The sequence below is a fragment of the Candidatus Polarisedimenticolaceae bacterium genome (assembly GCA_036275915.1).
GTDB lineage: Bacteria > Acidobacteriota > Polarisedimenticolia > Polarisedimenticolales > DASRJG01 > DASRJG01.
In genome coordinates this window covers 56,135-80,936 of the sequence record DASUCV010000002.1, presented here as the reverse complement: position 1 = coordinate 80,936, position 24,802 = coordinate 56,135, and the positions used below count along the sequence as shown (strand labels likewise).

The 24,802-nt window shown below is 71.5% G+C and carries 20 protein-coding genes; 7 read left to right on the top strand and 13 right to left on the bottom strand.

What is annotated here, in order from left to right; all coding sequences use genetic code 11:
- Complete coding sequence (locus tag VFV19_01080; GenBank protein HEX4822884.1) at positions 1-1,113, bottom strand: efflux RND transporter periplasmic adaptor subunit; 1,113 nt, start codon at positions 1,111-1,113, stop codon at positions 1-3.
- A gap of 164 nt (positions 1,114-1,277) precedes the next feature.
- Between VFV19_01080 and VFV19_01075 the strand changes: the two genes are divergently transcribed.
- From VFV19_01075 to VFV19_01060, 4 genes are read left to right on the top strand one after another with little or no spacing between them, the layout of a single operon-like run.
- Complete coding sequence (locus tag VFV19_01075; protein ID HEX4822883.1) at positions 1,278-2,477, top strand: HlyD family efflux transporter periplasmic adaptor subunit; 1,200 nt, start codon at positions 1,278-1,280, stop codon at positions 2,475-2,477.
- On the top strand, positions 2,474-3,697 hold the full coding sequence (locus VFV19_01070; GenBank protein HEX4822882.1) for an HlyD family efflux transporter periplasmic adaptor subunit: 1,224 nt from the start codon (positions 2,474-2,476) through the stop codon (positions 3,695-3,697). Before VFV19_01075 ends, VFV19_01070 begins: the two co-directional genes overlap by 4 nt.
- The gene (locus VFV19_01065; GenBank protein HEX4822881.1) at positions 3,694-4,968 is read left to right on the top strand and encodes an efflux RND transporter periplasmic adaptor subunit; all 1,275 of its coding nucleotides are present in this window, start codon (positions 3,694-3,696) and stop codon (positions 4,966-4,968) included. The genes VFV19_01070 and VFV19_01065 overlap by 4 nt, the downstream gene beginning before the upstream one ends.
- Positions 4,965-6,197, top strand: coding sequence for an ABC transporter permease (locus VFV19_01060; GenBank protein HEX4822880.1), 1,233 nt, complete (start codon positions 4,965-4,967; stop codon positions 6,195-6,197). The genes VFV19_01065 and VFV19_01060 overlap by 4 nt, the downstream gene beginning before the upstream one ends.
- 35 nt (positions 6,198-6,232) lie before the next feature.
- Here the strand turns inward: VFV19_01060 and VFV19_01055 are convergent, their stop codons facing one another.
- From VFV19_01055 to VFV19_01045, 3 genes are read right to left on the bottom strand one after another with little or no spacing between them, the layout of a single operon-like run.
- Positions 6,233-7,414, bottom strand: coding sequence for a hypothetical protein (locus tag VFV19_01055; protein HEX4822879.1), 1,182 nt, complete (start codon positions 7,412-7,414; stop codon positions 6,233-6,235).
- Between the two features lie 8 nt (positions 7,415-7,422).
- Positions 7,423-8,676 (bottom strand): saccharopine dehydrogenase C-terminal domain-containing protein, encoded by a 1,254-nt coding sequence (locus tag VFV19_01050; protein HEX4822878.1) that lies wholly within the window; start codon positions 8,674-8,676, stop codon positions 7,423-7,425.
- A complete protein-coding gene (locus tag VFV19_01045) occupies positions 8,673-9,914 on the bottom strand; it encodes a hypothetical protein (GenBank protein HEX4822877.1) in 1,242 nt (413 codons plus the stop codon). The genes VFV19_01050 and VFV19_01045 overlap by 4 nt, the downstream gene beginning before the upstream one ends.
- A gap of 19 nt (positions 9,915-9,933) precedes the next feature.
- Between VFV19_01045 and VFV19_01040 the strand changes: the two genes are divergently transcribed.
- Positions 9,934-10,581: a methyltransferase domain-containing protein gene (locus VFV19_01040; protein HEX4822876.1), complete on the top strand. Its 648-nt coding sequence runs from the start codon at positions 9,934-9,936 to the stop codon at positions 10,579-10,581.
- Here VFV19_01040 and VFV19_01035 read toward each other — a convergent pair.
- From VFV19_01035 to VFV19_00995, 9 genes are read right to left on the bottom strand one after another with little or no spacing between them, the layout of a single operon-like run.
- Entirely contained in the window at positions 10,562-11,272 is a 711-nt protein-coding gene (locus tag VFV19_01035) for an alpha/beta fold hydrolase (GenBank protein ID HEX4822875.1), read from the bottom strand. The genes VFV19_01040 and VFV19_01035 overlap by 20 nt on opposite strands.
- Positions 11,233-13,521, bottom strand: a complete 2,289-nt coding sequence (locus VFV19_01030; protein ID HEX4822874.1) for an ATP-dependent RNA helicase — start codon at positions 13,519-13,521, stop codon at positions 11,233-11,235. Before VFV19_01030 ends, VFV19_01035 begins: the two co-directional genes overlap by 40 nt.
- Before the next feature lie 6 nt (positions 13,522-13,527).
- Positions 13,528-15,558 carry a PAS domain S-box protein gene (locus tag VFV19_01025; GenBank protein ID HEX4822873.1) on the bottom strand — a complete coding sequence of 677 codons (2,031 nt, stop codon included), beginning with the start codon at positions 15,556-15,558 and terminating at the stop codon, positions 13,528-13,530.
- Entirely contained in the window at positions 15,555-16,748 is a 1,194-nt protein-coding gene (locus tag VFV19_01020; protein ID HEX4822872.1) for an isocitrate/isopropylmalate family dehydrogenase, read from the bottom strand. The genes VFV19_01025 and VFV19_01020 overlap by 4 nt, the downstream gene beginning before the upstream one ends.
- Positions 16,745-18,538 carry an aconitase family protein gene (locus tag VFV19_01015; GenBank protein HEX4822871.1) on the bottom strand — a complete coding sequence of 598 codons (1,794 nt, stop codon included), beginning with the start codon at positions 18,536-18,538 and terminating at the stop codon, positions 16,745-16,747. The genes VFV19_01020 and VFV19_01015 overlap by 4 nt, the downstream gene beginning before the upstream one ends.
- Entirely contained in the window at positions 18,535-19,473 is a 939-nt protein-coding gene (gene cyoE / locus VFV19_01010; GenBank protein HEX4822870.1) for a heme o synthase, read from the bottom strand. Before cyoE ends, VFV19_01015 begins: the two co-directional genes overlap by 4 nt.
- A complete protein-coding gene (gene amrA / locus VFV19_01005; GenBank protein ID HEX4822869.1) occupies positions 19,470-20,069 on the bottom strand; it encodes an AmmeMemoRadiSam system protein A in 600 nt (199 codons plus the stop codon). The genes cyoE and amrA overlap by 4 nt, the downstream gene beginning before the upstream one ends.
- Positions 20,069-20,911, bottom strand: a complete 843-nt coding sequence (amrB, locus tag VFV19_01000) for an AmmeMemoRadiSam system protein B (GenBank protein HEX4822868.1) — start codon at positions 20,909-20,911, stop codon at positions 20,069-20,071. Before amrB ends, amrA begins: the two co-directional genes overlap by 1 nt.
- Positions 20,908-21,654 (bottom strand): shikimate kinase, encoded by a 747-nt coding sequence (locus VFV19_00995; GenBank protein ID HEX4822867.1) that lies wholly within the window; start codon positions 21,652-21,654, stop codon positions 20,908-20,910. The genes amrB and VFV19_00995 overlap by 4 nt, the downstream gene beginning before the upstream one ends.
- A gap of 89 nt (positions 21,655-21,743) precedes the next feature.
- Between VFV19_00995 and boxC the strand changes: the two genes are divergently transcribed.
- Together boxC and boxB are read left to right on the top strand one after the other, a co-directional pair.
- On the top strand, positions 21,744-23,396 hold the full coding sequence (gene boxC / locus VFV19_00990) for a 2,3-epoxybenzoyl-CoA dihydrolase (protein HEX4822866.1): 1,653 nt from the start codon (positions 21,744-21,746) through the stop codon (positions 23,394-23,396).
- The gene (gene boxB, locus VFV19_00985; GenBank protein HEX4822865.1) at positions 23,396-24,802 is read left to right on the top strand and encodes a benzoyl-CoA 2,3-epoxidase subunit BoxB; all 1,407 of its coding nucleotides are present in this window, start codon (positions 23,396-23,398) and stop codon (positions 24,800-24,802) included. Before boxC ends, boxB begins: the two co-directional genes overlap by 1 nt.

The window sequence follows — 24,802 nt, the reverse complement described above, 5'->3', positions numbered from 1 at the left end:
CTAGAAGTCGCTCTTGGGCTTGGGAGGCCGCTGGAGGACGAGATCTCCCTTCTTGAGGCCCGAGGTGACCTCGCAGTTCAAGCCGTCGGACAGGCCGGTCGCGATCTCGACCTTCTTCGCGGGCGCCTTCGGCGAGCCGCCGGGGATCTCGACGAACGCCTTCTTGCCGCCGTCCTCGAACGTGATGACGCGCTCGGGGATGAGGAGGATGTCCTTCTTCTCCTTGATGACGACGTCCGCGTTCGCCGAGTAGCCGGCGCGGAGGACCGCCTCCTGGCCGGGGTCGAGCTCGATCTCGACCTCGAAGAGCTTCGCGTTGTCCTTCTCCGTCGCCTGCGGCGCGATGCGGGTGAGCTTGCCGGTGACCGTCTTGTCGGGGAGCGCGCCGATGCGGAGGCGCGTCGGGAGGCCGACTTGCAACTTGCCCACGTCGATCTCGTCGACGGTACCCTTGAAGATGAGGTCTTTCATCTCGGCGATCGTCGCGAGGTCGGTGCCGGCCTGGTAGGAGGTGAGCGGCACGACCGGATCGCCCGGATTCGCCAGGCGCTCCAGGAGCACGCCTGCCGCCGGCGCGCGGACGACCGACTCCATGCCGACGCCGCCGCCCTGGATGCGGCCCTTCTGGAGCAGCTCGAGGTTGTCCTTCGCCTGCGCGAGTTGGATCCTTGCCTGCTCGAACACCTGTTGCTTGATGTCGTGGTCGCCCTTCGAGAGGATCCCGGAGAGCGAGAGCTGTTCCGCGCGGTTCATCTCGCGCTCGGCCTGGTCGAAGGCGGACTGCGCCATCTCGAGACGCCGCTCGGCCTCGACGCGCTCGGCGGGAGTCGGATCGGGAACGATGTCGAAGAGAGGGTCGCCGGCATGGATCGCGTCGCCGACCTGGACGTGGACCGTCTTGACGATCCCCGAGATCTTGGACTTGACGTGGTACTTGAGCCGCGGCTCGATCTTGCCGACCGCGACCGCTTTGTCGGTGATCGAGCCGGTCGTCACCTCGACCTTCTTGATCCCGTCATCCGCGCCGTCCTTGCTCTGGAGCCAGGCGTAAGCCCCGACGACCACGAAAGCAAGGAGGGCCAACCCGATGAGGATCTTCACGATCTTGCCCATGACGACTCCCTTTCCCCTGTGAAGGCCCTGAGGCCTGCCCGTAATACGTCCGACCCCGGGAAAGGGTTCCCCTCCGGTCTCGTTTCCGGGGGCCTCCCGTTTGACGCCCGGTCCCGCATTCGGGATACTCGTGCATCGCAACACGCGCGCTGGAGATCCACGGGATGAAGCGGTTCTGGCTGACCGCGGCGATCGCCGGGTCCCTCGCGGCCGGATGCTCGGCAGGCCACGCCGATCCCTCGTCCGCCGCGCGCCGCGCGGCGCCGGGCGACCTCCGGGTCGTACGCGGGCGCTTCGAGGACCGCTTCCTCCTCACCGGCGCGCTCGACGCCGTCCGCGCCGATCAGCTCGTCGTTCCGCGCATTCCCTCGTGGGAGACGACGATCCGCTGGATGGAGGACGAAGGCACGATCGTCAAGGCGGGTCAGCGCGTCGTCGAGTTCGACACCGCGGCGTTCGCGGCCGACCTCGGCGAGAAGCGGCTCGCATACGACCAGGCGGACGCCGACCTCGAGCGCGCCCAGGCCGATCAGGACGGCGCGCTCGCCGATGCCGAGTTCCAGGTCGCGCAGAAGGCGATCGCGGCGGAGAAGGCACGGATCGCGGCGGAAATTCCCGAGGAATTCTTGCGCGGGAAGGACTGGCAGGAGAACCAGATGGCGCTCGAGCGGGCCAAGACCGATCTCGAGAAGGCCAAGGAAGATCTCGAGGCCAAGAAGGTCTCCTCCGCCGAGACGGTCCACCAGAAGCGCATCGCGCAGGGCAAGGCCCGCCGCGAGCTCGAGGCGGCGACGGCGGCGATGGACGGCATGGTCCTCAAGGCCCCACGCGACGGAATCCTCGTCGTCGCCGAGCACCCGTGGCAGGGACGGAAGCTCCAGGTCGGCGACTCGGTGTGGGTCGGCATGCCGATCGTCAGCCTTCCCGACCTCGACCAGATGCAGGTGCGTGCGAAGCTCTCGGACGTCGACGACGGACGGATCGCGCCCCAGCTCCCGGTCGTCTGCACCCTCGACGCCTACCCCGACCGGACGTTCGCGGGAAGGATCGCCGAGATCACGCCGGTCGCTCAGGAAGAGATCGGCCGCTCGCTCCGCCGTGCGTACAACGTCACCGTGGACCTCGAACAGGGAGACTCGGTCCGCATGCGTCCCGGCATGTCGGTCAAGGTCGACGTCCGTCCCCCACCGCGGGAAGCCGTGCTCCTGGCCCCGCGCGAAGGTCTCGACTTCGCGGGCCCGACACCCCGGGCGCGGCTCGACGCCGGCGGCGAGGTCGACGTCACGCTCGGGGCGTGCAACCGCGAGGCGTGCATCGTGCTCTCCGGTCTCACCGAAGGGGCGCGCCTGAGGCCGGCGGCATGAGGCGCCGCACGCTCGTCCTGGCGGGTGCCGCCGTCGCCGTGCTCGGCGCGGCGGCGGTCTTCGGCCGGACGACCCTTCCCGATCGCGTCTGGGGGAGCGTCGACCAGGGCGATCTCGTCCTCACGGTCGAGGTCACCGGCAGCCTCGCAGCCGTTCACAGCGATCCCGTCGGGCCGCCGCAGGTTCCCGACGTCTTCGACTTCAAGATCTCGATGATGGCGCCCGAGGGGAAAGACGTGAAGGCCGGCGAGCCGGTCCTGGGCTTCGACACGAGCGATCTCACGCGCAAGCTGCAAGAGAAGCAGGCCGGGAGCGAGTCGGCGGGGAAGCGCATCGAAAAGGAGGAGAAGGACGCCGAGATCGCGCGGCGGAACGACGAGCTGCGTCTCGCCGAGGCCGAATCGCGCGCCCGCAAGGCGAAGCTCGAGCTCGACGTTCCCGAGGAGCTCGTCAAGAGCCAGCAGCTCCGCGAGTCGCGACTGGCCCTGGCCGACGCCGAGCGCGAGGTCTCCTTCTTGAAGGAGAAGCTCGCCGCGGAGCAGAAGGCGACCGATGTCGCGCTCGCCGCCCTGCGCTCCGAGAAGGCCGGTGCCGACGCGCGCGTCCACGAGATCCAATCGGCGATCGACGCGATGACGGTCAAGGCGACGCGGGCGGCGACGGTTGTCTACGCCTCCAATTGGCGCGACGAGAAGAAGAAGGTCGGCGACTCGTCGTGGCGCGGCGAGAGGATCATGGAGCTGCCCGATCTCTCGGCGATGAAAGCGCTCGGCGAGGTGGACGAATCCGATGCCGGCAAGATCGCCGCCGGCCAGAAGGTCCGCCTCCGGCTCGACGCTCATCCCGACGACTGGTTCACGGGGACGATCGGCTCGATCTGGAGCACCGTGCAGCAGCAGTCGTGGCGCAACCCGGTGAAGATCGTGAAGCTCGTCGTCACACTGGATGCGACCGATCCTCGCAAGATGCGCCCCGGGATGCGCTTCCGCGGAACGATCGAGACGGGGCGCGTCGCCAAGGCGCTCCTGGTCCCCGCCGATGCGGTTTTCCCGACCCCCGACGGTCCGGTGGTCTTCCGGAAGACGGCGATGGGCTACGAGCGCCGCTCGATCAAGATCGGGGCGCGGAACGAGACCTCGGTCGAGGTGACGTCGGGGCTCGCGAAGGGCGACCGCGTCGCGAAGCGCGATCTGGACGCAGCCGCGCGGGCGGCGTCGTGAAGCGGTCCCGCGTCGTCGGCGCGACGATTCTGACGGTCGCCGCGGTCGCGGTCGTCGTGCCGTGGGCCGGCCGCTTCCGCGCCGACGCCGGCGTGCCGACGCTCACCGTGAAGCGCGCGCCGTTCGAGCGGCGCGTCGTCGCCGAGGGGAACCTCGAAGCCGCGCAGGCGACGCCGGTCACGGCCCCGATGGAGGCGCAGGGCCAGCTCAAGGTCGCCTGGCTCGTCCCGGACGGCTCGCGCGTCAAGAGGGACGACGTCCTCGTCCGCTTCGACCCGACCGAGATGGAGCGCTCGCTCCGGGACGGCGAGTCCGACCAAGCCTCCGCGGACAGCCGCATCAGCGGGACGAAGGCCGATACCGGCGGGACGATCAAGAATCTCGAGCGCGACGCCGACCTCGCGCGGAAGGAGCTCGAGGCCGCCGACCATTACAAGGTCGACGATCCCGACGTCTTCTCGCGCCAGGAGATCATCCGTTCCGAGATCGACCGCACGCTCGCGCAGCAGCGGATCGAGACGTCGGACGACGTGCGCACGATTCGCCAGGGGGTCGCTCAGGTCGACCTGGCGCTCCTCGACATCGAGCGGCGGAAGGCGGGGCTCGCGATCGACCGCGCCAAGAAGGGACTGGACGCGCTCGAGATCAAGGCGCCGCACGACGGCATCCTCGTCTACAAGCGCAACTGGCGCGGCGAGGTCGCGAAGGTCGGCGATACGCTCTGGCCCGGCCAGCCGGTGGCGGAGATCCCGGAGCTGACGACCCTCCAGGCACAGGTCTACGTGCTCGAAGCGGACGCCGGCGGCTTGAGCCCCGGCCTTCCGGCGACGGTCGTCGTCGAGGCGCACCCCGAGAAGGAGTTCGCGGCGTCGATCAAGAAGGTCGACACGCTCGCGAAGCGGCGCACCGGCTGGATCCCGGTCCAGTACTTCGGGACCACGCTCTCGCTCGCGTCGACCGATCCGTCGCTCATGAAGCCGGGGCAGCGGGTGCGCGCGGTCCTCGCGCTCGATCGTAACGACGCCGCGATCAGCGTCCCTCGCAACGCCGTCTTCGAGAAGGACGGGAAGCCGATCGTCTACCGGCGGCGGCACGGAAGCTTCGCCGCCGTTCCCGTGACGCTCGGTCCCGCCGCCGTCGGCCGGGTCGTCGTCGCCCAAGGGCTCGACGAAGGTGACGAAGTGGCGCTCCGCGACCCGGAGTCGGGCGCGCGAGAGGAGGCTCCCGTGACGTCGGGCGGCTCCCCGACGGCGATCGGCGGCGGCTCGTGACGTTCGGCGAGTCGTTCGGCAGCGCGCTCGCCAATCTCACCGCGCACAAGCTTCGCTCGGCCCTCACGATGCTCGGGATGATCTTCGGCGTCGGCGCCGTCATCGCGATGCTGTCGATCGGCGCGGGCGCCGAGCGCTCGGCGCTCGAGCTCATCGAGCGCCTCGGCCTCCGCAACGTCATCCTCCGCTCCAAGGAGATGAAGGACGACGAGCTCGAGGAGATCAGGAAGAAATCGCAGGGCCTCTCGTGGCGCGACGCGCAGGCGATCAAGGACGCCGTCCCGGGGGTCGAGCTCGTGGCGGCGCGCGTCGTCATCGACCCGTACAAGGTCCTCGCCTCCGGCTCGAAGACGAAGGCGAGGGTGACGGGCGTCTCGTACCGCCAGCGCGACCTCGCGCGGCTCGACCTCGCGGAAGGGCGGTTCCTGGACGCGCTCGACGAGCGCGATCACGCGCAGGTCTGCGTCATCGGCAGCGGCGTGCGCCGCGATCTCTTCGGCTACGGGCCGGCGCTCGGAAGCGACCTCAAGGTCAACGACGTGTGGCTCACCGTCGTGGGCGTGCTCCGGGACAGCGGCGGCTCGTCGAGCTTCGAAGGTGTCTCCCTCGGCTCGACAGCGCACGAGATCTACGTTCCCGTCACGACCGCGAGCCGCAAGTTCGACCGGCCGCCGCTCAAGGCGCCGCTCGACGAGCTGATCGTCCGCCTCTCGCCCGACGCCGAGCCGCGCGCCGCCGCCGCGGTCGTGAGCGAGCTCGTCGACCGGATCCACGGAGGTGCGGGGGACTTCGATCTCGTCGTGCCCGAGACGCTGCTCGAGCAGAGCCGACGCACGCAGCGTCTCTTCAACATCGTGATGGGCTGCATCGCGGGGATCTCGCTCCTCGTCGGCGGGATCGGGATCATGAACATCATGCTCGCCACGGTGCTCGAGCGGACGCGGGAGATCGGCGTGCGGCGGGCCGTCGGCGCGCGCCGGCTCGACATCCGCAATCAGTTCATCATCGAGTCGTTCTCGATCTCGGCGGTCGGCGGCCTCCTCGGCATCGCCGCCGGCCTCGTCATCGCGAAGGGGGTCGCGGCCTACGCGAGCTGGCCGACCGTCGTCACGCTCTGGTCGATCGTCCTCTCGACCGGCGTCTCGGTCACCGTCGGGCTCGCCTCGGGCATCTACCCCGCGGTGCGCGCCGCCGCGCTCGATCCGATCGATGCGCTGAGATACGAGTAGTCAATGGGGACATTCTGCTTTGTCCTCCAGAGCCTTTAGATCCTTCCGGCTTCAAAGACCGCCCGCAGCACCCGGAACGCATACGTCTTGCCGTCGCGCGGCGAAATCCGCGCGCGCCAGCTCTGCGGAGGCTCGAAGCGGAACGACAACGTCTTGTGACGCGACCGGACGAGCCGAAGTGGGGCGTCGTCGGACTCGAGGCGTACGACCATCTCGTCGAGCCCGTCCACCGGCAGATCGGGACCCGCGAGGTGCCGGCAATGCTTCCACCAGAGCATCTCGTCGAGGTTGTCGAACTCGTAGCGCGGCACCTCGTCGAAGACCGCCTCGACACGCTGCGCGCGGCCGCCCATGTCGAGGAGCTCGAGGGGCCTGACCGTCGCGTGGTCGGCAAGGCGCTCTTCCAGGCTCGCGCGCGGGAAGAGCCGCGAGCGTTCGGGCGTGCGCGGAGTCTCCTTGAGGGCGACGCGGCGGAGGAATGCGTCCGCGGGGAGGATCGTGTACCCGGTCTCGCGCGCCCCGACGAACGCCGTGCGCTCGGGCTCGTCCAAGTAGCGCTCGGCCGCGTGCACGAGAAGGGTCGCATCGAAGATCGATGCCGCGCGCGCGACGGCGCCGCGGGTGAGCTCCTCGCGTGCGGCGCGAGGATCGACGCCCGCGGCCACCGCGATCGTGATCGCGAGGTCGAGTGCCGCGAAGCGCTCGTCGTCGCTCGCACGCGCGACGCGCGCGCCGCGGTAGGCAGGAATCTCGAGCGCTCGCAGGATCGCCTCGCGTTGCGGCAGCTCGCGCGCCGACGCCGCGATCGAGCGCTCCCAGACGAGCGATTTCAACACGAGCTCGGGATGGATCTCCGCGAGGCCGGCCTGCCGGCGGTCGCGATCGGGGTAGGGGAGGCACGGATGCCCGGCGGTCGCGAGCGCCGCGAGGAGCTGGGTGCCGTTCGCTCCCTCGCCGGCTCGAGCCGGGAGCCTCACGCCCAGGCGCCGCTGCACCCAGCCGTCGACGCGCCTCGCCTTCCCCTCGGCGGAGGCCCCGGCAACCGGAACGTCGACGGCGAGGACGAACGGCTCGCCCGCGGCGAGACGGGCGACCTCGCGCGCGACGGACGGAAGGTCGGGCGCGTGAACGGTCGCCGACGGCTCGTCCCACAGGGCGACGGTCGCTTCGCCCCCCGCGGTCCCCAGATCGCGGAGATCGGCCCCCAGAATCCGCATCGGGCGGATTATGGCGTAGACCAGGTCTCCTCGAACACGATCCCCATCCCTTGCAGGCCGTTCAGGACCGGCTCATAGATCTCGCGGTGGACCGGGATCCGGACGCCGGTCAGCGCGACCCGCCTGTCGAGAATGAGCCGGGCGGCGAGCGCCGCGGGCAGCGCCACCGTGCGCGCCATCGCCGAGGCGGCCGGGCCGCCGTAGGCGACGAGGCTCGACACGAAGGTCCGGCCGCCCGATCCGAGCTCGTGCCGCAGGACGATCATGTCGCGCTCGCCCGGGCGGTAGCGCATCCGCTCTTCCAGGCGGGCACACAGCACGTCGATCGGCGCCGCCTGCGTGACGCCGATCGGATCGTCGGCGAAGAGCCCCGCCCACGCCAAGCGGTGGGCGGCCTCGGCCGGGGGCGCCGGGAAGGCTTCCATGAACTCGGCGTAGGTCGTTCCCCGGCGCCACTCACGCGGGGAGACGTCCAGCAGGCCGAGCCGCGCGACGACGTCCAGCGTGGCGCACCACCCGGGCCAGCGCAGCGTGCCCCGGAACATCGTCGCGATCCCGTCGAGCCCGTACGTCGCGACGTACGCGAGCGCGTCGCGGTTCGGGTAGACCTCGAAGCGGCCGAGTCCCGGCACGTCGTAGGGCGCCACGGAGCGGAAGAGCTCTTCCCCCGGGATCTCGACGACACGGCGGTCGTCGAGGTAGCGCGCCGCGCTCCTCCCGGCCGCGAGCACGCCGCGGGGGCTCCACGAGAACTTGTACCCCCACGGGTTGTCGTTCGCGTCGGGCGCCGGGAGGCCGCCGCAGCAGCTCCGGAACGAGGTGGGCGGTCGTCCCTCGGCGGTCAGCCGCTCGATCGCGCGCATGGCGGACATGTGATCGATCCCGGGATCGAGGCCGGCTTCGTTGAGGACGATCACGCCGGCGTCACGCGCCGCGGAGTCGAGCGCGCGCATCTCGGGCGAGACGTAGGAGGTCGTCACCATCGGCACGCGCGCCTCGATCGCGACCTTCGCGACCGCCGCGTGGAGCGGGGCGGGGAGGAGGCTCACGACGAGATCGCACGCGGCGAGGAGGCGTGCGAGCGCGGGCCCATCGTCTCCGGCGAGCGCGATGGCCTTTCCCCGTGGATGTCCGGCGATCGCGGCCGCAGCGTGCTCGATCTCGCGATCGGCAACGGTGAGCGCCACGTCGCCCGCGTCGAGGAAATACTCGACGAGCGGCCCGGAGACGAGCCCCGCGCCGAGCACCACGACACGCTTCACGCGACGACGCTCCGCTCGAGGTAGGCGTAATCGGGGGTGAGGTGCCCGCGGTGGACGACGACGGCGCGCGCGATCTCCGCGGGGAGCTCGAGAGCGCCGAACGGGCGCGTCCAATCGCAGCGGGCCATCGGCGGCACGAAGCGGAGGAGCGCGTCGCCGAAGTGCGCCGAGGCGTCGACCGGGAGCTCGCACGGCAGGTTGTCGACGGCGAGGATCACGGGGCCCCGCCCGGCGATCCCGCGCACCGGCTCATCCGCCGCGACGTCGTAGACGTAAACCGGATCTCCCGGCGTCGTCGCCCGCACCGTCGCCTCGATCGAGCCCGCCAGATCGCACGAGATGTCCCCGATGACGCGAAGCCTCGAGACCGCGCCGTCGAGGAAGAGACGGCGAAGATCGTCGAGCGTGACGACGCGCGGGTGGCCGGGCTCCCAGTAGACGCCGTTGACGAGGGCGGTCAGATGGCCGAGGTGGCGCGCCACGACACCGTCGAACCGGTCGGCGCGAGAGAAGACCACCTTGTAGACGAGGTTGTGCGGCAGCTCGCCGCCTCGCATTTGCCCCTCGAGGTCCTCGACGAGGATCTCCTCGTACGGAAGCTGGTCGAAGATCTCTTGCGCGCCTTTCGAGGTGTTGCCCGAGCCCGTGAAACCGACGACGAGCGGGTGGAGCGCGGGAGGGACGCCGTCCCGGCGGATCGAGGCGGCGACACGGCCGAGCGCGACGTGCGCATCCTCGAGATCGGCGTAGCGGTGGGCCATCGTGAGCGCGGCGAACGGCGAGTCGATCCCCTCAAACGCGAGGCGCTGACCGAGGGCCCACAGCGTGTCGAGCATTCCGGCGAACCCCGCGTGGCGGCCGAAGAAGACGAGGCGCCGGCCGCGATCGTCGAGGATGCGCTCGTAGTCGACGAGCGTGCATTCCAGCTCCATGAGGCGCCGGAGCATCGGCATGTTCCACGGCTGGCCCTTCACGACGTGCGCGAAGAACGCGTAGGCCGTCCCGGGGTGGAGCTTCTCCGCCGGGATCTCCTTGACGCCGACCACGAGCGGGCACCCCGTGAGATCGGAAGCGACCGCCGCACCGGCGCGGCGGAAAGCGTCGTCGGGAAACGCGCGGATCGGCGACGGCTCGACGACCACCGGGACGCCGGTGCGGACCAGCTCGGCGACGTGGTCGGGCGTCAGCGGGACACGGCGTTCCCATCGATTCTTGTCTTCCCGCCGGATGCCGATCATGCGCGGTACGATAGCAGCCGTGTTCGCGACACTCGCGCTCATCGGCCTTCTTGCCGGCGGTACCGGCCACGACGCCACCGTCCATCACGGCTTCGGCGACGTGGACCACTGGGTCTCGGTCTTCGACGACCCGAGCCGCGACGCCTGGCAGAAGCCCGACGCGATCCTGGACGCGCTCCACGTCCGCGCGGGCATGACGGTCGCCGACCTCGGCGCGGGAACCGGCTACTTCAGCGTGCGGCTCGCGAAGGCGGTCGGCGAGTCGGGGCGGGTGCTCGCGATCGACGTCGAGCCGAAGCTCGTCGACTACTTGAAGGAGCGCGCGGCGCGCGAGTCGCTCCCGCAGATCACGGCGGTCCTCGCCGCCCCGAGCGACCCGAAGCTTCCCCCCTCCGGCGTGTCGCTCGTGATGATCGTCGACACGTGGCATCACATCGACGACCGTCTCACGTACTTGAAGACGCTCGCGAAGGGGATCGCGCCCGGCGGTCGCGTCGCCGTCGTCGATTTCAAGAAGGGCGACTTCCCGGTGGGCCCTCCCGATGCGCACAAGCTGGCGCCCGAGCAGGTCATCCAGGAGTTCTCGAAGGCCGGCTGGGCGCTCGCCGAGCGCAAGGACGATCTTCCCTACCAGTACGTCCTGAGCTTCAGTCCGCCGCGCCCTTAGCGAGCAACTGCGCCCACAGCGCCTTCCAGGCCGCCCAGACATGGCCGCCGTCGACCGTCGCCACGCGTTCGGCCGGCAGCGCCGCGGCGAGAAGCGCGTGCGAGCGGCGTAGCCGGTCGCTCCTTCCGTAGCCGAGCCAGATCGGCGTGCGTGTGTCGCGCAGCCACCCCCACGCGCCGCGGATCGCCCCGTCCAATCCGCCGCGCGCGTCGTCTCCGTTCCACGATCGAAGTCCGCCCGCGGACTCGATCTCGCGCCGGAGCGTGTCGTCGCCCAGGTAAGGGGCGAGCAGAACGATGCCCGCGACGTCGCCGGGATGCTCCCTCGCATAGAGGATCGCGCCGAGCCCTCCGAGCGAGACGCCGACGAGCCAGACGCGGTCGTCGCCGTGTGCGCCTGCCTTCGCGATGACGTCGTCGTGGAGGCGAGCGACGACCGTGCCGTCGAAGTAGTAACCCTCGGTGGCGTCGGCGAACACGACATCGACGCGCGGATCGGCGAAGCCGTGCTTCACGAAGGTCTCGGCATCGCTGCCGCGACCGGGGAGGAAGACGACGAGCGTGCGCGTGGGAACGGGAGCCGCGACAGAGATTGAGGCCATGGGGATGCGCGTCGGCGGCGGGACGCAGCCGGCAAGCGCCAGGACGGCGATCAACGCGGCTTGACGCGATGCGTGGGCGGCGCGGTCCATGGGTCCTCGGGCCAGGGATGACGAGGATAACGGCCGCGCAACTCGCGGCGCACGGCAGGATAGGTCGTGTCCCAGAAGCTCCTGAGATCCCGTGTCGTCTGCACGGGGCGTCCGTTCGGCGCCAGGAGCTCGAGAACGACCGGCTCACCGCGCGCACCGAGGCGTGGCGACGCGGCGAGCCCGAAGAGCTCCTGCAACTTCACCGAGGCGACGACCGATCCGTCGTCGCGATAGTGCAGGCGCGCGGTCCGGCCGCTCGGGAGCGCCATCGTCGCGGGCGCGAGCTTCTCCAGCGTGCGCCGCTCGGCGGCACCGAGCGTGCCGAGGAGATCGAGCGGGGCAAGCGTCGACGCTCCGGCACACTGGATCGCGGCCGCCGCGGCGAGATCCGGCTCGATCCCTGCGAATCGCAGCCGGGCTGCGGCTTCAGCTTGATCGGGTGTGATGCCGCGCGCGACGAAAGCGTCCCGGAGCAGCGCTTCCGCCTTCGCCGGGTCCGGTGCGACGGCGCGCTCCGTGAGGAGGCGGCCGATCGCATAGGCACGCACGCGCCCGTTCTCGAGACGATGCTCGACGGTCTCCTCTGCGGGAGGGAGCCAAGACTCCTCCACGACGCTCGCCATCCGGACGCGGGCCTCGGCGACGCCCCGCGACGAAGCGGCTTCCACGTCGATCGCGAGCAGGAAGTCGCCGCCGTGCACGACGCTCGCGCGGTCGAGGACGGCGCCGTGCCCGTTCGCGAGGACGAGCCGCGGCGAGCCCGCCGACCGGCGACGCGCGAGGCGATCCGGGAACCCGTCGAGAAGCGCGCGCAGGAGACGCTCCTCGTCGTCGGCCTCCGGCGGCCCGACGAGCCGCTCGTGGAGAGAGGCGATCTCGCGTGCGACCGCGAGGACCTCGCGCGGCGCGTCGCGCAGCCGGTCGGCGCGGGCGAGGACGTCCGACGCGGAGGCGGGGAGCGGACCCTGCGGCTCGAACCGTTCGCTCAACACGGCGCACCCCGCCGCGGCGAGGCGTGAGCCGCCGGCGGCGACGAGCACGCGCGCAAGACGCGGCGGGAGCGGAAAGGCGCTCAGGGTCCGTCCGAGCGGGGTGAGGCGTCCGTTCTCGACGGCGCCCAACCGGCGCAGGAGATCGAGAGCCGAGGCCACGCGCTCCGCCGGCGGCGGCTCGAACCACGGAAAGGTTTCCGGCGCCCCGCCCCAGGCGAGGAGATCGAGGAGCGGCGCCGCGAGATCGATGCGCGCGATCTCGGGCTCGCGGTGCCCCGGCCGCTCGTCGCGTGGATCCCAGAGACGGACGGCGCGACCGGGGGCGGTACGTCCCGCACGGCCGGCACGCTGATCGGCCGCGTCGCGCGGGATCCTCTCGGTGACGAGCCGGTCGATCCCGAGCGCCGGGTCGAAGCGCGGAAGGCGCTGAAGTCCCGAGTCGACGACGGTCGTCACGCCGGGAACGGTGAGCGACGTCTCCGCGACGTTCGTCGCCAGGACGATTCTCCTCGGGCCGCCTTCGGCGATCGCGGCATCCTGCTCGGCCGCGCTCAAGCGCCCGTGGAGAGGGACCGCGTGAAGCGATCGCGCCGACAGCCGAGCCGCGACGCTGCGGATCTCGGGAGCCCCGGGAAGGAAGGCGAGGACATGGCCGCGATCGTGTTGCCAGACGTCGGCGATCGCGGTCTCCATCGCCGTCCCCGGCTCGTAGGCGACGTCGACCGGATGCGTGCGCACGTCGATCGTGACGACCGGAGCGTCGTCGAGGTACGCCGCGACCGGGCCCGGGTCGAGCGTCGCCGACATGACGGCGATCCGGAGGTCGGGGCGTGAGCGCCACGCCTCCCGCGCCAGGGCGAGCGCGAGGTCGGCGTGGATCGAGCGCTCGTGGAACTCGTCGAGGACGACCGTGCGGAAGCCGCCGAGCAGGGGATCCGACTGGAGTCGCGCCGTCAGGATCCCCTCGGTCGCGACCAGGATGCGCGTCCGCGGTGTGAACCGCCGCTCGAGGCGGACCTGCCAGCCGACCTCCTCGCCGAGCGTCCAGCCGTTCTCGACGGCGATGCGGGCGGCGAGCGAGCGCGCCGCGAGACGCCGCGGCTGGAGAACGATCACCGGCCCTTCCGTCGCGACCGCGGGGGGAACACGAGTCGTCTTCCCCGCGCCGGGAGGGGCGACGACGACGACGGCGCGCGCGGTGTCGAGACGCTCCCGGATCTCCGCGAGGTGCGGATCGATCGGGAGCGGCGGCTTCACCGGGTCCTAGCGGCGCGCGCGCGAGCCGGCGCGGTCGAGCGACTCCTGCGCCTTCGCCACGAGGTCTTGCGGCGTGAACGGCTTCTGGAGGAACCCCGCGCCGTCCGCGAAGCGCGCCTCGCCCCGCACGACCGCCTCGGAGTAGCCCGACATGAAGACGATGGTCGCCTCGGGGAGCACGGTGTCGAGCGCCGCCACGAGCTCGAAGCCGCCCATGTGCGGCATCACGACGTCCGTGACGACGAGCCGGATGGCGCCGGCCGCCCGGCGCGCGACCTCGAGCGCCTCGCGGCCGTCCCGTGCGGTCAAGACGTCGAACCCCGCCGCCTCGAGGACCTCGACCGCCAGCTCGCGGATCGCGTCTTCGTCCTCGACGAGCAGGACGGTCGCACGCCCCGCGGGGACCGGCGGCGATTCCGCGGCCGCGAGGCGTGCGGGAGTTCCCTCGCGGAGCGGCAGGAGGACGCGGAAGGTCGTACCGGCGCCGGGCGCGCTGTCGACCTCGATGTCCCCGCCGCTCTGACGCACGATTCCGTACGCGGTCGAGAGCCCGAGCCCCGTGCCCTTGCCCAGCTCCTTCGTCGTGAAGAACGGCTCGAAGATGCGGGCCCGCACGCCGTCGTCCATGCCGCCTCCGGTGTCGGAGACCGAGAGGCACGCGTAGGAGCCGGTGGGGATGCCGTCGTTATCGCGCCCGCGCGCGATCGTCACCGCCTCGGCGCGCACGGTGAGTCTTCCGCCGGACGGCATTGCGTCGCGCGCGTTGACGGCGAGGTTCATGAGGACCTGCTCGATCTGGCCCGGGTCCGCGAGCACGGTGAGCGTCTCGGACGCGGGCTTGAAGACGACCGTGACGTCGGCCCCCACGAGCCGCTCGAGGAGCGGGCGCAGATCCTCCAGGAGGCCGTTCACGTCGAACACCGACGGCTGGAGGACCTGCCGTCGCGAGAACGCCAGGAGCTGCCGCGTCAGCGCCGACGCGCGCTCGGCCGCGCGCTGGATCGCTTCGGCGTGGCGGCGGCGGGCATCTCCGCTCTCGAGACCGGCGAGCAGGATCTCGGCGTAGCCGCCGACCGCGGTGAGGAGGTTGTTGAAGTCGTGGGCGATCCCTCCCGCGAGGAGGCCGACCGCCTCCATCTTCTGCGATTGGCGGAATTGCGTTTCGAGGCTGCGGTGCTCCGTGATGTCGCGCACGATCCCGTCGAAGCGGACCGTGCGGCCTTCGGGGTCGCGCACCGCCCAAGCCTTGTCGTGGACCCAGCGCATGCTCCCGTCGCCGTGCACGATGCGGTACTCCGCTTCGGCCCGGCCGCTCGAGAGGAGCGACGGGAGGTAGGTCGCGACGCGTGCGCGATCGTCGGGGTGGATGACCTCGAGCCAGATCCGTGTGTTCCGGCGCATCGCGTCCGGGGCGATCCCGTACAGCCGCTCCACCGACGGGCTGATGTAGAGCATCTCCCCGCTCGCCGCGTCCTGCGACCACACGAAGTCGTCGAGAGTCTCCAGAATCGCGGCGAAACGCTCCTCGGAGCGTCGCAGCTCCTCACGGGCGGCGATCTCCTCGGTCACGTCCCTGCCGGTCGCGACGACGTACGCGGCGGCGCCCGTGGCATCGGTCATCACCGTGTGCGTCCAGTCGATCCTCCGCTCCGTCCCGTCGGGCCGCCTCCACGAGAGCCGCTCGGCGCTCGACCCTCCGGCCGCGATGAGACGTGCGAACGCCGCGCGGCGTTCCGCGGCGTGCTCCGCGGGGACGAGAAGGTCGAAGAGGCGCCGCCCGAGCACATCCATCGCCGGAATCCCGCCGGCGGCCTCGCACGCACGGTTGAACCGGAGGACGCGGCCCTCCCGGTCGAGCACGACGACGAGGCTGCCGACCGTATCGAGCACCGCCGCGGAGAGATCCCGCTCGGCCTCGAGCGCCTGGAGGACCGACCTCGACGCGGCCGCGTCGCGCGCTCGCCCGCGGCGGCCGACGAGCAGCACGATCGCCGCGGCGAGGGCGGCGCCGGCAAGAGCCGCGACGAGTGCGGTCATGCGCGGCCGAGCGCACCGATGACGGCGTCCGTCATCGCGGAGGTCGAGGCCGCGCCCGCGGCGATCGCATCGGGCCCGGCCGGGAGTCTCAGCATGTCGTAGGTGCGGACGCGCCCCTCGGCGACGACTCGGCCGACCGCCGCGCGGATCGTCGCGGCCGCGTCCGGGCGGCCTGCGGCCTCGGCGAGCGACGCGCCGGCGAGGATCGCCGCGATCGGGTTCGCGAGCGGCGGATCGAGATGCGCGTGGCGCGGCGCGGAGCCGTGCGCCGGCTCGAAGACCGACACCTCGGGGCCCAGGCTCGCGGAGCTCGCGAACCCGAGCCCTCCCGTGAGCCCGGCGACCGCGTCGGAGACGAGGTCGCCGAGGAGGTTCGACGCAACGATCACGCGATGATCCTCCGGACGCCGAGCGAGCTGCATGAGCAGCGCGTCGATGTTGACCGAGGTCAATCTAATGTCCGGCCAGCCGGTCTGCACCTCGCGCCCGACCTCCTCGAAGAGACCCGAAGTCGCCCGCAAAACGTTGGGTTTCTCGGCCAGCGTGACGGCCTCGATCCCCTCTTTGCGGGCATGACGGAACGCGGCCTCCAGAATCCGCCGGCAGGCCCGGCGCGTCACGATTCTGACCGAGATCGCGAGATCCGGACCGACCACGTCCCGAAAGGGGGCATAGAGCGGGTGCTCGGCCAGCGCGCGACGGACGGCGCTCGGTGGATCGCGCCACTCGACCCCCGTGTAGAGCCCTTCGGTGTTCTGGCGGAAGACGGCGATGTCGATCGGCGGCTCCTCGATCGAGCCGTCGGCGTTGCGGCGGACGAAGTTCGTCGGGTTCCCTGGCCAGCTCCGGCAAGGACGGATGCAGATGTCCTGGTCGAACATCCGGCGCAGGCTCAGGATCGGGCTCGTGTACGTGAGGCCGCGCGCGCGGAGCGCATCCGGCAGCTCGGCCTGCGCGTCCGCCGGCGGCTTCGACGTGATCGCCCCGAGCAATCCGAGCCGGTGCTCGGCAAGAAGGTCGACCGTGCGCGCGGGGAGGGGCTCACCGTCGCGCCGCCAGCATTCCCACCCGATCTCGGCGGGGACGACCTCCGCGTCGAAGCCGGCGGCCAAGAGGACGCGCAGCGCCTCCGGGAGGACGACGCGGCCGATCCCGTCGCCGGGGAGCGCGACGATCGACCGGCGCTTCACGGCGCCGCCCCGCGAACGAACGCGTCGAGGCCGCCCGCATCGAGCAGGTCGAGCGCGACCTGCGGCAGGGGAACGATCGCAGCTTGAACGTCGTCGAGCCTCGCGACCCAGGCGCCGAGGTCGAGAACGAGCTTTCCGCCGGGAATCGTCGCGGTGCCACGCCCCACGAGCGCTTCGACGAAGGCGGGGGCCTCGACGGCGAGGAGGCCGTTGTTCCACGCGTTCCGGCGGAACGCCGGTGCGAGCGACGCGGCGACGACCGCCGCGATGCCGAGCGCCCGCAGAGCGAGGACCGCCTGCTCGCGGCTCGATCCGATTCCGAACCGCGCCCCGGCGACGAGGATGTCACCCGGACGGACCGAGGGGGCGAAAGAGGGATCGAGCGCCTCGAGCACCGCGGACGCCAACTGTTCGGGTGGCGTGGCGTCGGCGTAGACGAAGCGCGCGGGGCACAGCGCGTCGGTGTCGACGCCGTCGCGCAGGAAGGTGACGAGCCGCCCCTCGACCCGCCGCGGGGAACGTGGACCGGCGACCGCGGCGGCGCGAGACGCATGGCGGACGATCGCACGCGGCGGCGTTCGCGCCGGCATCCCGCCCGGGCCCGTGATGAAGCCGGCGCGCGCCGACGCGGCGACGACGGCCGGGCTCGCGAGCCAGCAGGCGGCCTTCGGCGAGCCCATGCGGCCCTTGAAGTTCCGGTTCGACGCACTGATCCCCGTCTCGCCGTCGGCGAGCAGTCCTTCCCCGAGCCCGATGCACGGTCCGCAGCCGGAGGGCAGGACCGTGGCCCCGGCGGCGACGAGCGCGTCCCAGCTTCCTTCCGCGCGCGCCTCGCGCTCGACCGCGGCGCTCGCGGCCGAGAGGTAGAGGCGCACTCCGGGCGCGACGCGGCCGCCCTCGAGCGCCGCGGCCGCCGCCGCGAGGTCCGAGGCGCGCGCGCCGGCGCACGACACGAGGTACGCCTTCCGGATCGCGATCTTGCGCGGAGCGATCGCGGCGAGCGGCGAAACCGACGTGAGCGTGTCGGGGCCGGCGACGTGCGGGCCCACCTCCGCCAGGTCGAGCGTGATCGTCGCCGTGTAGCCTTCGCGCGGGCCGGCGGCGCCGTCGTCGACGACGCAGGCCGCCGCTCCCCACTCGGTCGTCAGGTTCGCGAGCGTGAGGCGGTCGTCGGCGGCAAGCGTCGCAAGGCCGGGGCCGGAGAATTCCACCGAGGACCCGTTCGCATCGTCGGGGTAGAGCGCGCACAAGACCAGCGCGGCATCCTTGCCGGTGCTGCCCGCGGGGAGCCGTCCCTCGAGCCTGACGCGGACGACCGGCGGGATCTCCCACCAGAAGAGCCCCGACGCCCAGATCGCCGCCGCGTCCGATCGCGTCACGGGGACGCCCAGCGCCCCTTCGGCGCCGTACATGTTCGCGTGCGAATCCGCCGCGGCGACGAGGCCGCCCGGCCTCACGTGCCCGCGCTCGATCATGAGCTGGTGCCCGATCCCCGAGCCTGCGGCGTGGAACTCGATCCCCTGGGACCGCGCGAACGCCTCGATGGCGGCGTACTTCGCGCGATGCTCCGGCGAGCGGTTCTGGACGTCGTGGTCGAGCGCGACGACGAGGCGCCGGGGATCGGCGACGGCGGCCCGGCCGGACGCACGGAAGCGCGCGATCACCGCCGACGTATTGTCGTGGGTCATGAGGCGGTCGGGCCTGATCCAGACGACGTCGCCGGAGGCCGGGGGCGCGCCGCCGCGCCAGCCGACGGCGTGCGCAGCGACGATCTCCTCGGTCCTCGTCAACGTGCGAACGCGACCAGGGCCACCATGAGCGCCGTGAGCCAAGCGATCGAGTACAGCATGGCGCGGCGCGCCCACGCACCGCCGGCGCTCCCGGAGAAGCCCGGCCACGCCATCGCGACGAAGCCCGCGCCGAGGACCGCTGCGGCCGCCGTGTAGAGCGGGCCCGCGAGACCGAGCGGCTGCGCCAAGAGGCTGATCGCGACGAGCACCAGCGTGTAGGCGGCGAGGCGATGGCCCGCCGTGGCGGCGCCTCGCTCGACGGTCAGGACCTTGAACCCGCCGCGGCGGTAGTCCTCTTCGAGGTAGATCGCGATCGCGAGGAAGTGCGGCACCTGCCAGAAGAAGAGGATGCCGAAGAGGAAGAAGCCGGGAAGGGCGAGCGAGCCGGTGGCGGCGGTCCAGCCCATGAGCGGCGGGATGGCGCCGGGGATCGCGCCGACCTCGAGCGCGAGCGGAGAGACGCGTTTGAGCGGCGTGTAGACGAGGACGTACGTCGCGTGCGCGATCGCGCCCAGCAGCGCCGTGAGCGGGTTGATCGCGAGGGCGAGGATCGGCACCGCGAACACGCCGCATCCGATCGCCAGCGCGAAGGCGAACCACGGGTCGAGCCGGCCCGCCGGGAGCGGCCGTTGCCGCGTCCGCAGCATCCGCCCGTCCTGCTCGCGCTCCGCCCAGCTGTTGAAGATGTTCGCCGAGCCGACGAGGAGCGCCTGGCCGACGAGGAGCGCCGCGGTCCGCGCGGGACCGATGCCTCCATGGGCGAGGAAGAGGCCCATCGCCGTCGTGAAGACGACCATCGACGTGATGCGCGGCTTGGTGAGCGCGGCGGCGTCGCGGAGGACGGCGCCGAGGCCCACGCCTCGCGGGAAGACGTTCGCCCACGCCTCGGCGACCGAGGGCGCTTCGGAAAGGGGCTGGGGCTCGTATTCGCTCAAGGCCCGTGGATTCTACCAGCGCCCAGGGGTCCCTCGGCGAAACGCTCGCTCGTGAAGACGAAGAGCCGGGCGCGCTGCCACGCCCCCCGGGGGAGGCCGGCCTTCCTGGCGAGCTGCGCGAGGAGCTCCGGGGCGTCCCACCCGTGGCGCTCCGCGACCTCCGGAAGGAAAACGGCTTGGCGTCCCTGGGCGACGAGAACGACCCCGTCGCGACCCGGAACGATGCCGGTGGGACTCGATGCGGGTACGAGCGGGGTCAGCGCGGAGACGCTGAGGACGACCGCCGGAAGCTCCTCGGCGGAGAGCGGCGCGAATCGGGGGTCCTCGAACGCCGCCTGCCGCGCCGCGAGGGCGACCGCTTCGGGGAGGATCCGGCGCGGCTCGGTCGAGCCGATGCACCCGCGCAGGCCGAGCCGTCCTTCACGGTCCCGGATCTCGAGGGTCACGAAGCACGCGCGCACGGCCGCGAGCGAGGCGCTCTCGGGGCGCGAGGCGAGCGCGGCCTCGAGCGGGCCTTCGCCCTGAAACGTCTCCGCGATCGCGGCGCGCGCCAGGCGCAGGAGCCAGGCGCCCTCCGCGGCGACGAGCGGCGGCATCACGGAAAGAGCTCGACCGCGGCGTAGGAGACCGAGTGGTCCCAGGTCCCCGTCTGGCGCCCCGAGGTGTCGTACGCGACCGTGCGGCCGCCGCGCGCGCCGGCGGGAAGCCGGAGCAGGACGTCGATCGCCCGCCGGCCGCAGATCGTCGCCCCCGTCGCGTCGACGTAGCGCGCGAACCCGGTGGCGTCACCGGCCTCGATCGCCTGGAGTGCGCCGCGGTCGAGCGCTGCGATCCGCTCCGGCACGGCGTCCGCGAACGGGACGTAGTCGAAGCGCGTGCCGTAGTGCGTGAAGTCGGAGGAGACGACGACGCGTGTCGCCGCGTCGACGAACGGTGCGACGGCCCGGGCGACGGCCGCCGCGTCGTCGATCGTGGCACCGCCTCCGAGGAGGATCGGGACGATCGCGGGCGTCTCCGCGAGAAGCCGCTGCAGGAACGGCAGCTCGCTCTCGAGCGCGTGCTCGCGGACGAAGACGCGATCGTCCGCCCGGAACCCCGGCTGCTCGGCGAGGGAGAGGACCGCCTCGCGGTCGATCGGGAGATCGCCGAGCGGCGTGCGGCACGCGCGCGCCGCCCTCGGAACGGCCGCGCCGGCGAACCCGTGGTGGTGGCTGGGGCCGAGGAGGATCACGCGACGGAGGCCGCTCGTCTCGAGCGCGCGCAGAGCCGCCGCCGCGAGCGGCCCCGAGTACGCATAGCCCGCGTGCGGGGCGATGACGGCGCGGGCGGCGCCGCCCTCCGCCTTCTCGAGCAGGCGATCGACGAGCCCGGCGAGCGCGTCGCGATCGGACGGGTACCACGACCCCGCGACGGCCGGACCGAGAACGTCGGCGCTCACGCGGCGCCCGCCTCGCCGACCTCGTCGACGATCGCCTTCACGATCGAAGCGGGCCGGCGTCCCGAGGTGTCGACGACGACGTGCGCCTGCGCGTAGCGGGTCTCGCGGGCGGCGAGCACCGCGCGAAGCTCGGCCATCGCGTCGGGATGGTCGGCCATCGGCCGGCGGTCGCCCTGCGCGATCACGCGGCGCCAGTGGTCCTCGGGTGTCGCGCGGAGCCAGACGACCGTCGTGCGGTCGAGGAGAGCCTTCCAGGAGGCGGGCTCGTTGACGACGCCTCCCGCCGCGGCGACGACGGCCGGCCGCGCCTCGTCGAGGATCGCCTGGAGCGTTTCCCTCTCGAGGCGGCGGTAGTGACGCTCGCCGTGCAGTTCGAAGATCTGATCCAGAGGAAGCCCGGCGGCGTCCTGGACGCGCTCGTCCATCTCGACGAACGGGCGGCCGAGGGCGGCGGCGAGCAGCGGACCGACCGTGCTCTTGCCGGCCCCGCGCATGCCGACCAGGACGACGAGCGGGCTCCGCGGCCGCGGCGCGCGCAAGAGGACCTCGGGGGTTGTGCCGAGCGCCTCGGCGAGATCCGCGAGGCGGAGGAGGGAGACGTTGCCGTCCCCGGCTTCGATGCGCGCGAGGTAACGGACGGAGAGGCCGGAGCGCGACGCGAGATCGGGACGGCTCCAGCCGCGGCCCTCGCGGAGCCGCCGGATGCGCGCCGCCATGAGCGGCAGGTAGTCACCGCGAGGCATGCATGCACTATAGTGCAGTGATCGCGCCGTTTCCAGGGCCGAGTTCATGCAGTATAGTGCTGGCCTCCACATTCTCGGAGGAAGCCCCCTTGGAGACGACCACGAACCCCGATCCGGTCACCTTCGCGCGCACGCCGGACACCTACCAGCACTGGAAGCTCGCGATCGACGGTGAGATCGCGCGCCTGACGATGGCCGTTCAGGAGGACAAGCCCCTCCGGCCCGGCTATCGGCTCAAGCTGAACTCCTACGACCTCGGCGTCGACATCGAGTTGTACGACGCCGTCCAGCGTCTCCGCTTCGAGCACCCCGGAGTGCGGTGCGTCGTGATCGGCGGCGCGAACGACCGGGTCTTCTGCGCCGGCGCCAACATCAACATGCTCGCGACCTCGTCCCACGCCTTCAAGGTCAACTTCTGCAAGTTCACGAACGAGACGCGCCTCGCCATCGAAGATGCGTCGGCGCATTCGGGGCAGAAGTACCTCGCGGCGTTGAACGGGATCTGCGCCGGCGGCGGCTACGAACTGGCGCTCGCGTGCGACGAGATCATCCTCGTCGACGACGGCAACTCCGCGGTGAGCCTTCCCGAGGTGCCGCTCCTCGGCGTCCTTCCCGGGACCGGTGGTCTGACGCGCCTCGTCGACAAGCGCAAGGTGCGCCGCGATCTCGCCGACGTCTTCTGCACGATCGCGGAAGGGGTCAAGGGGAAGCGCGCCATCTCCTGGGGACTGGTCGACGAGATCGCGACGCGCAGCCGGTTCGCCGACGCGGTGAGCCGCCGTGCCGCCGCCCTCGCCGCCGCATCGCCGGCACGGTCGAAGCGCGGCATCGCGCTCACGCCGCTCGCCTCCAGCCGCGACGGCGACACGATCCGGTGGGAGCACGTCGCGCTCGCGATCGAGCGCGACAAGCGGGTCGCGACCCTCACGGTCGCCGGACCCGCCTCCGGCGTTCCCCTCGATGCCGCGGCCGCGCGTGCCGCCGGGGCGTCGTGGTGGCCGCTCCAGGCGTTCCGCGAAATCGACGAAGCGCTCCTCCACCTCAGGCACAACGAGGACGAGATCGGGCTCGTGCTGCTGCGAACGCAGGGCGACCTCGTGACTTGCCTCGCGGTCGACCGCGCCCTCGCGGAGGGCGCCGGCGACTGGTTCGTCGACGAGGTGAGGTTCTTCGTTGCGCGCGTCCTCCGCCGGCTCGACCTGACCGCGCGGAGCTTCTTCGCGCTCGTCGAGCCCGGCTCGTGCTTCGCGGGGACGCTCTTCGAGCTGGCCCTCGCCGCCGACCGCTCCTACATGCTCGCCGACAACGACCGGCCGGTCGCGATCGCCGTGACGCCGATGAACGGCGGCGCCTACCCGATGTCCCACGGCCTCTCGCGGCTCGCCGTCCGTTTCCAGGGAAAGCCGGGAGCCGCCGAGGATCTCCTCGCAGCGCCCCGCGCGTACGATCCGACGGACGCGGAGGAGGCCGGCCTCGTGACCGTCGTGGCCGACGAGATCGACTACGACGACGAGGTGCGCGTCGCGATCGAGGAGCGCGTGAGCCTCTCTCCCGACGCGCTCACCGGGCTCGAGGCGAGCCTCCGCTTCCCCGGGGCCGAGAACGCGGACAGCAAGATCTTCGCGCGCCTCTCGGCGTGGCAGAACTGGGTCTTCCAGCGTCCCAACGCCGTCGGCGAGCGCGGCGCGCTCACCCTCTACGGCAAGCCCGAGCGGCCCGCCTTCGACTTCCGGAGAACGTGATGCAGCTCCACGAGAAGATCCCGAACAACGTCAACCTCTCGCAGGACAAGCGGCTCCTGCGCGCGCTCGAGAAGTGGCTCCCGGATTACCTGAGGTGGTGGGGCGAGGCCGGGCCGACCGACTACCAGGCCGACGAGATCTATCTGCGCACCGCGATCTCGGTCGACGCGAAGGGTTGGGCGCACTTCGACTACGTGAAGATGCCCGACTACAAGTGGGGCATCTTCCTCACGCCGCCCGAGCCCGACCGGAAGATCGGCTTCGGCGATTTCTACGGGAACCCCGCTTGGCAGGACGTCCCCGGCGAGTTCCGGAACGCCTTGCGCCGCATCATCGTGACGCAGGGCGACACCGAGCCGGCCTCGGTCGAGCAGCAGCGCCTCCTGTGCAACAGCGCCCCCTCGATGTACGACTGCCGCAACCTCTTCCAGGTCAACGTCGAGGAGGGGCGCCACCTCTGGGCGATGGTCTACCTGCTCCACGCCTACTTCGGCCGCGATGGACGCGAGGAGGCCGAAGACCTGCTCGAGCGCCGCTCGGGCGACGTCGACAAGCCGCGGATCCTCTCGACCTTCAACGAGCCGATCACGGACTGGCTCTCCTTCTTCATGTTCACGATGTTCACCGACCGCGACGGCAAGTATCAGCTGTACGCGCTCGCCGAGAGCGGCTTCGACCCGCTCGCCCGCACGACGCGCTTCATGCTCACCGAAGAGGCGCACCACATGTTCGTCGGCGAGACGGGGGTCGGGCGCGTCGTGAAGAGAGCGTGCGAGCTCATGAAGCAGGACCCGAACGAGGACGTGCGAGGCCAGGGCGGGATCGACCTCGACACCGTCCAGAAGTACGTGAACTTCTGGTACTCCTCGAGCCTCGACCTCTTCGGCGGCGAGATCTCGTCGAACGCGGCGGACTACTTCGCGTCGGGGTTGAAAGGCCGCGAGCACGAGGAGCAGTTCGGCGACCACATCGCGCTCCACGGCACGTACCGGATCCCGATCCTGGACGACGGCAAGATGGCGGAGCGCGAGGTTCCCTTGCGGAACGCGATGAACGAGGTCCTTCGGGACGCCTACATCGACGATAACCAGCGCGGCGTCGACCGCTGGAACCGGATGATCAAGGAGAGCGGGATCGATTACACGATCACGCTCCCGAGCCGCCGCTTCAATCGGACGATGGGGATCTACGCCGGATCCCACTTCGATCCGCAGGGGCATCCGATCGACGCGGAGGCGTGGGAGCGGCGCAAGTACGAGTGGCTGCCGAAGGACTCCGACCGCGCGTACGTGCAGCAGCTCATGCAGCCGGTCCTCGAGCCCGGCAAGATGGCGAACTGGATCGGCGCGCCCGACCGCGGCGTCAAGGGGCAGCCGATCGACTTCGAGTACATCCGGCGGGTCTAG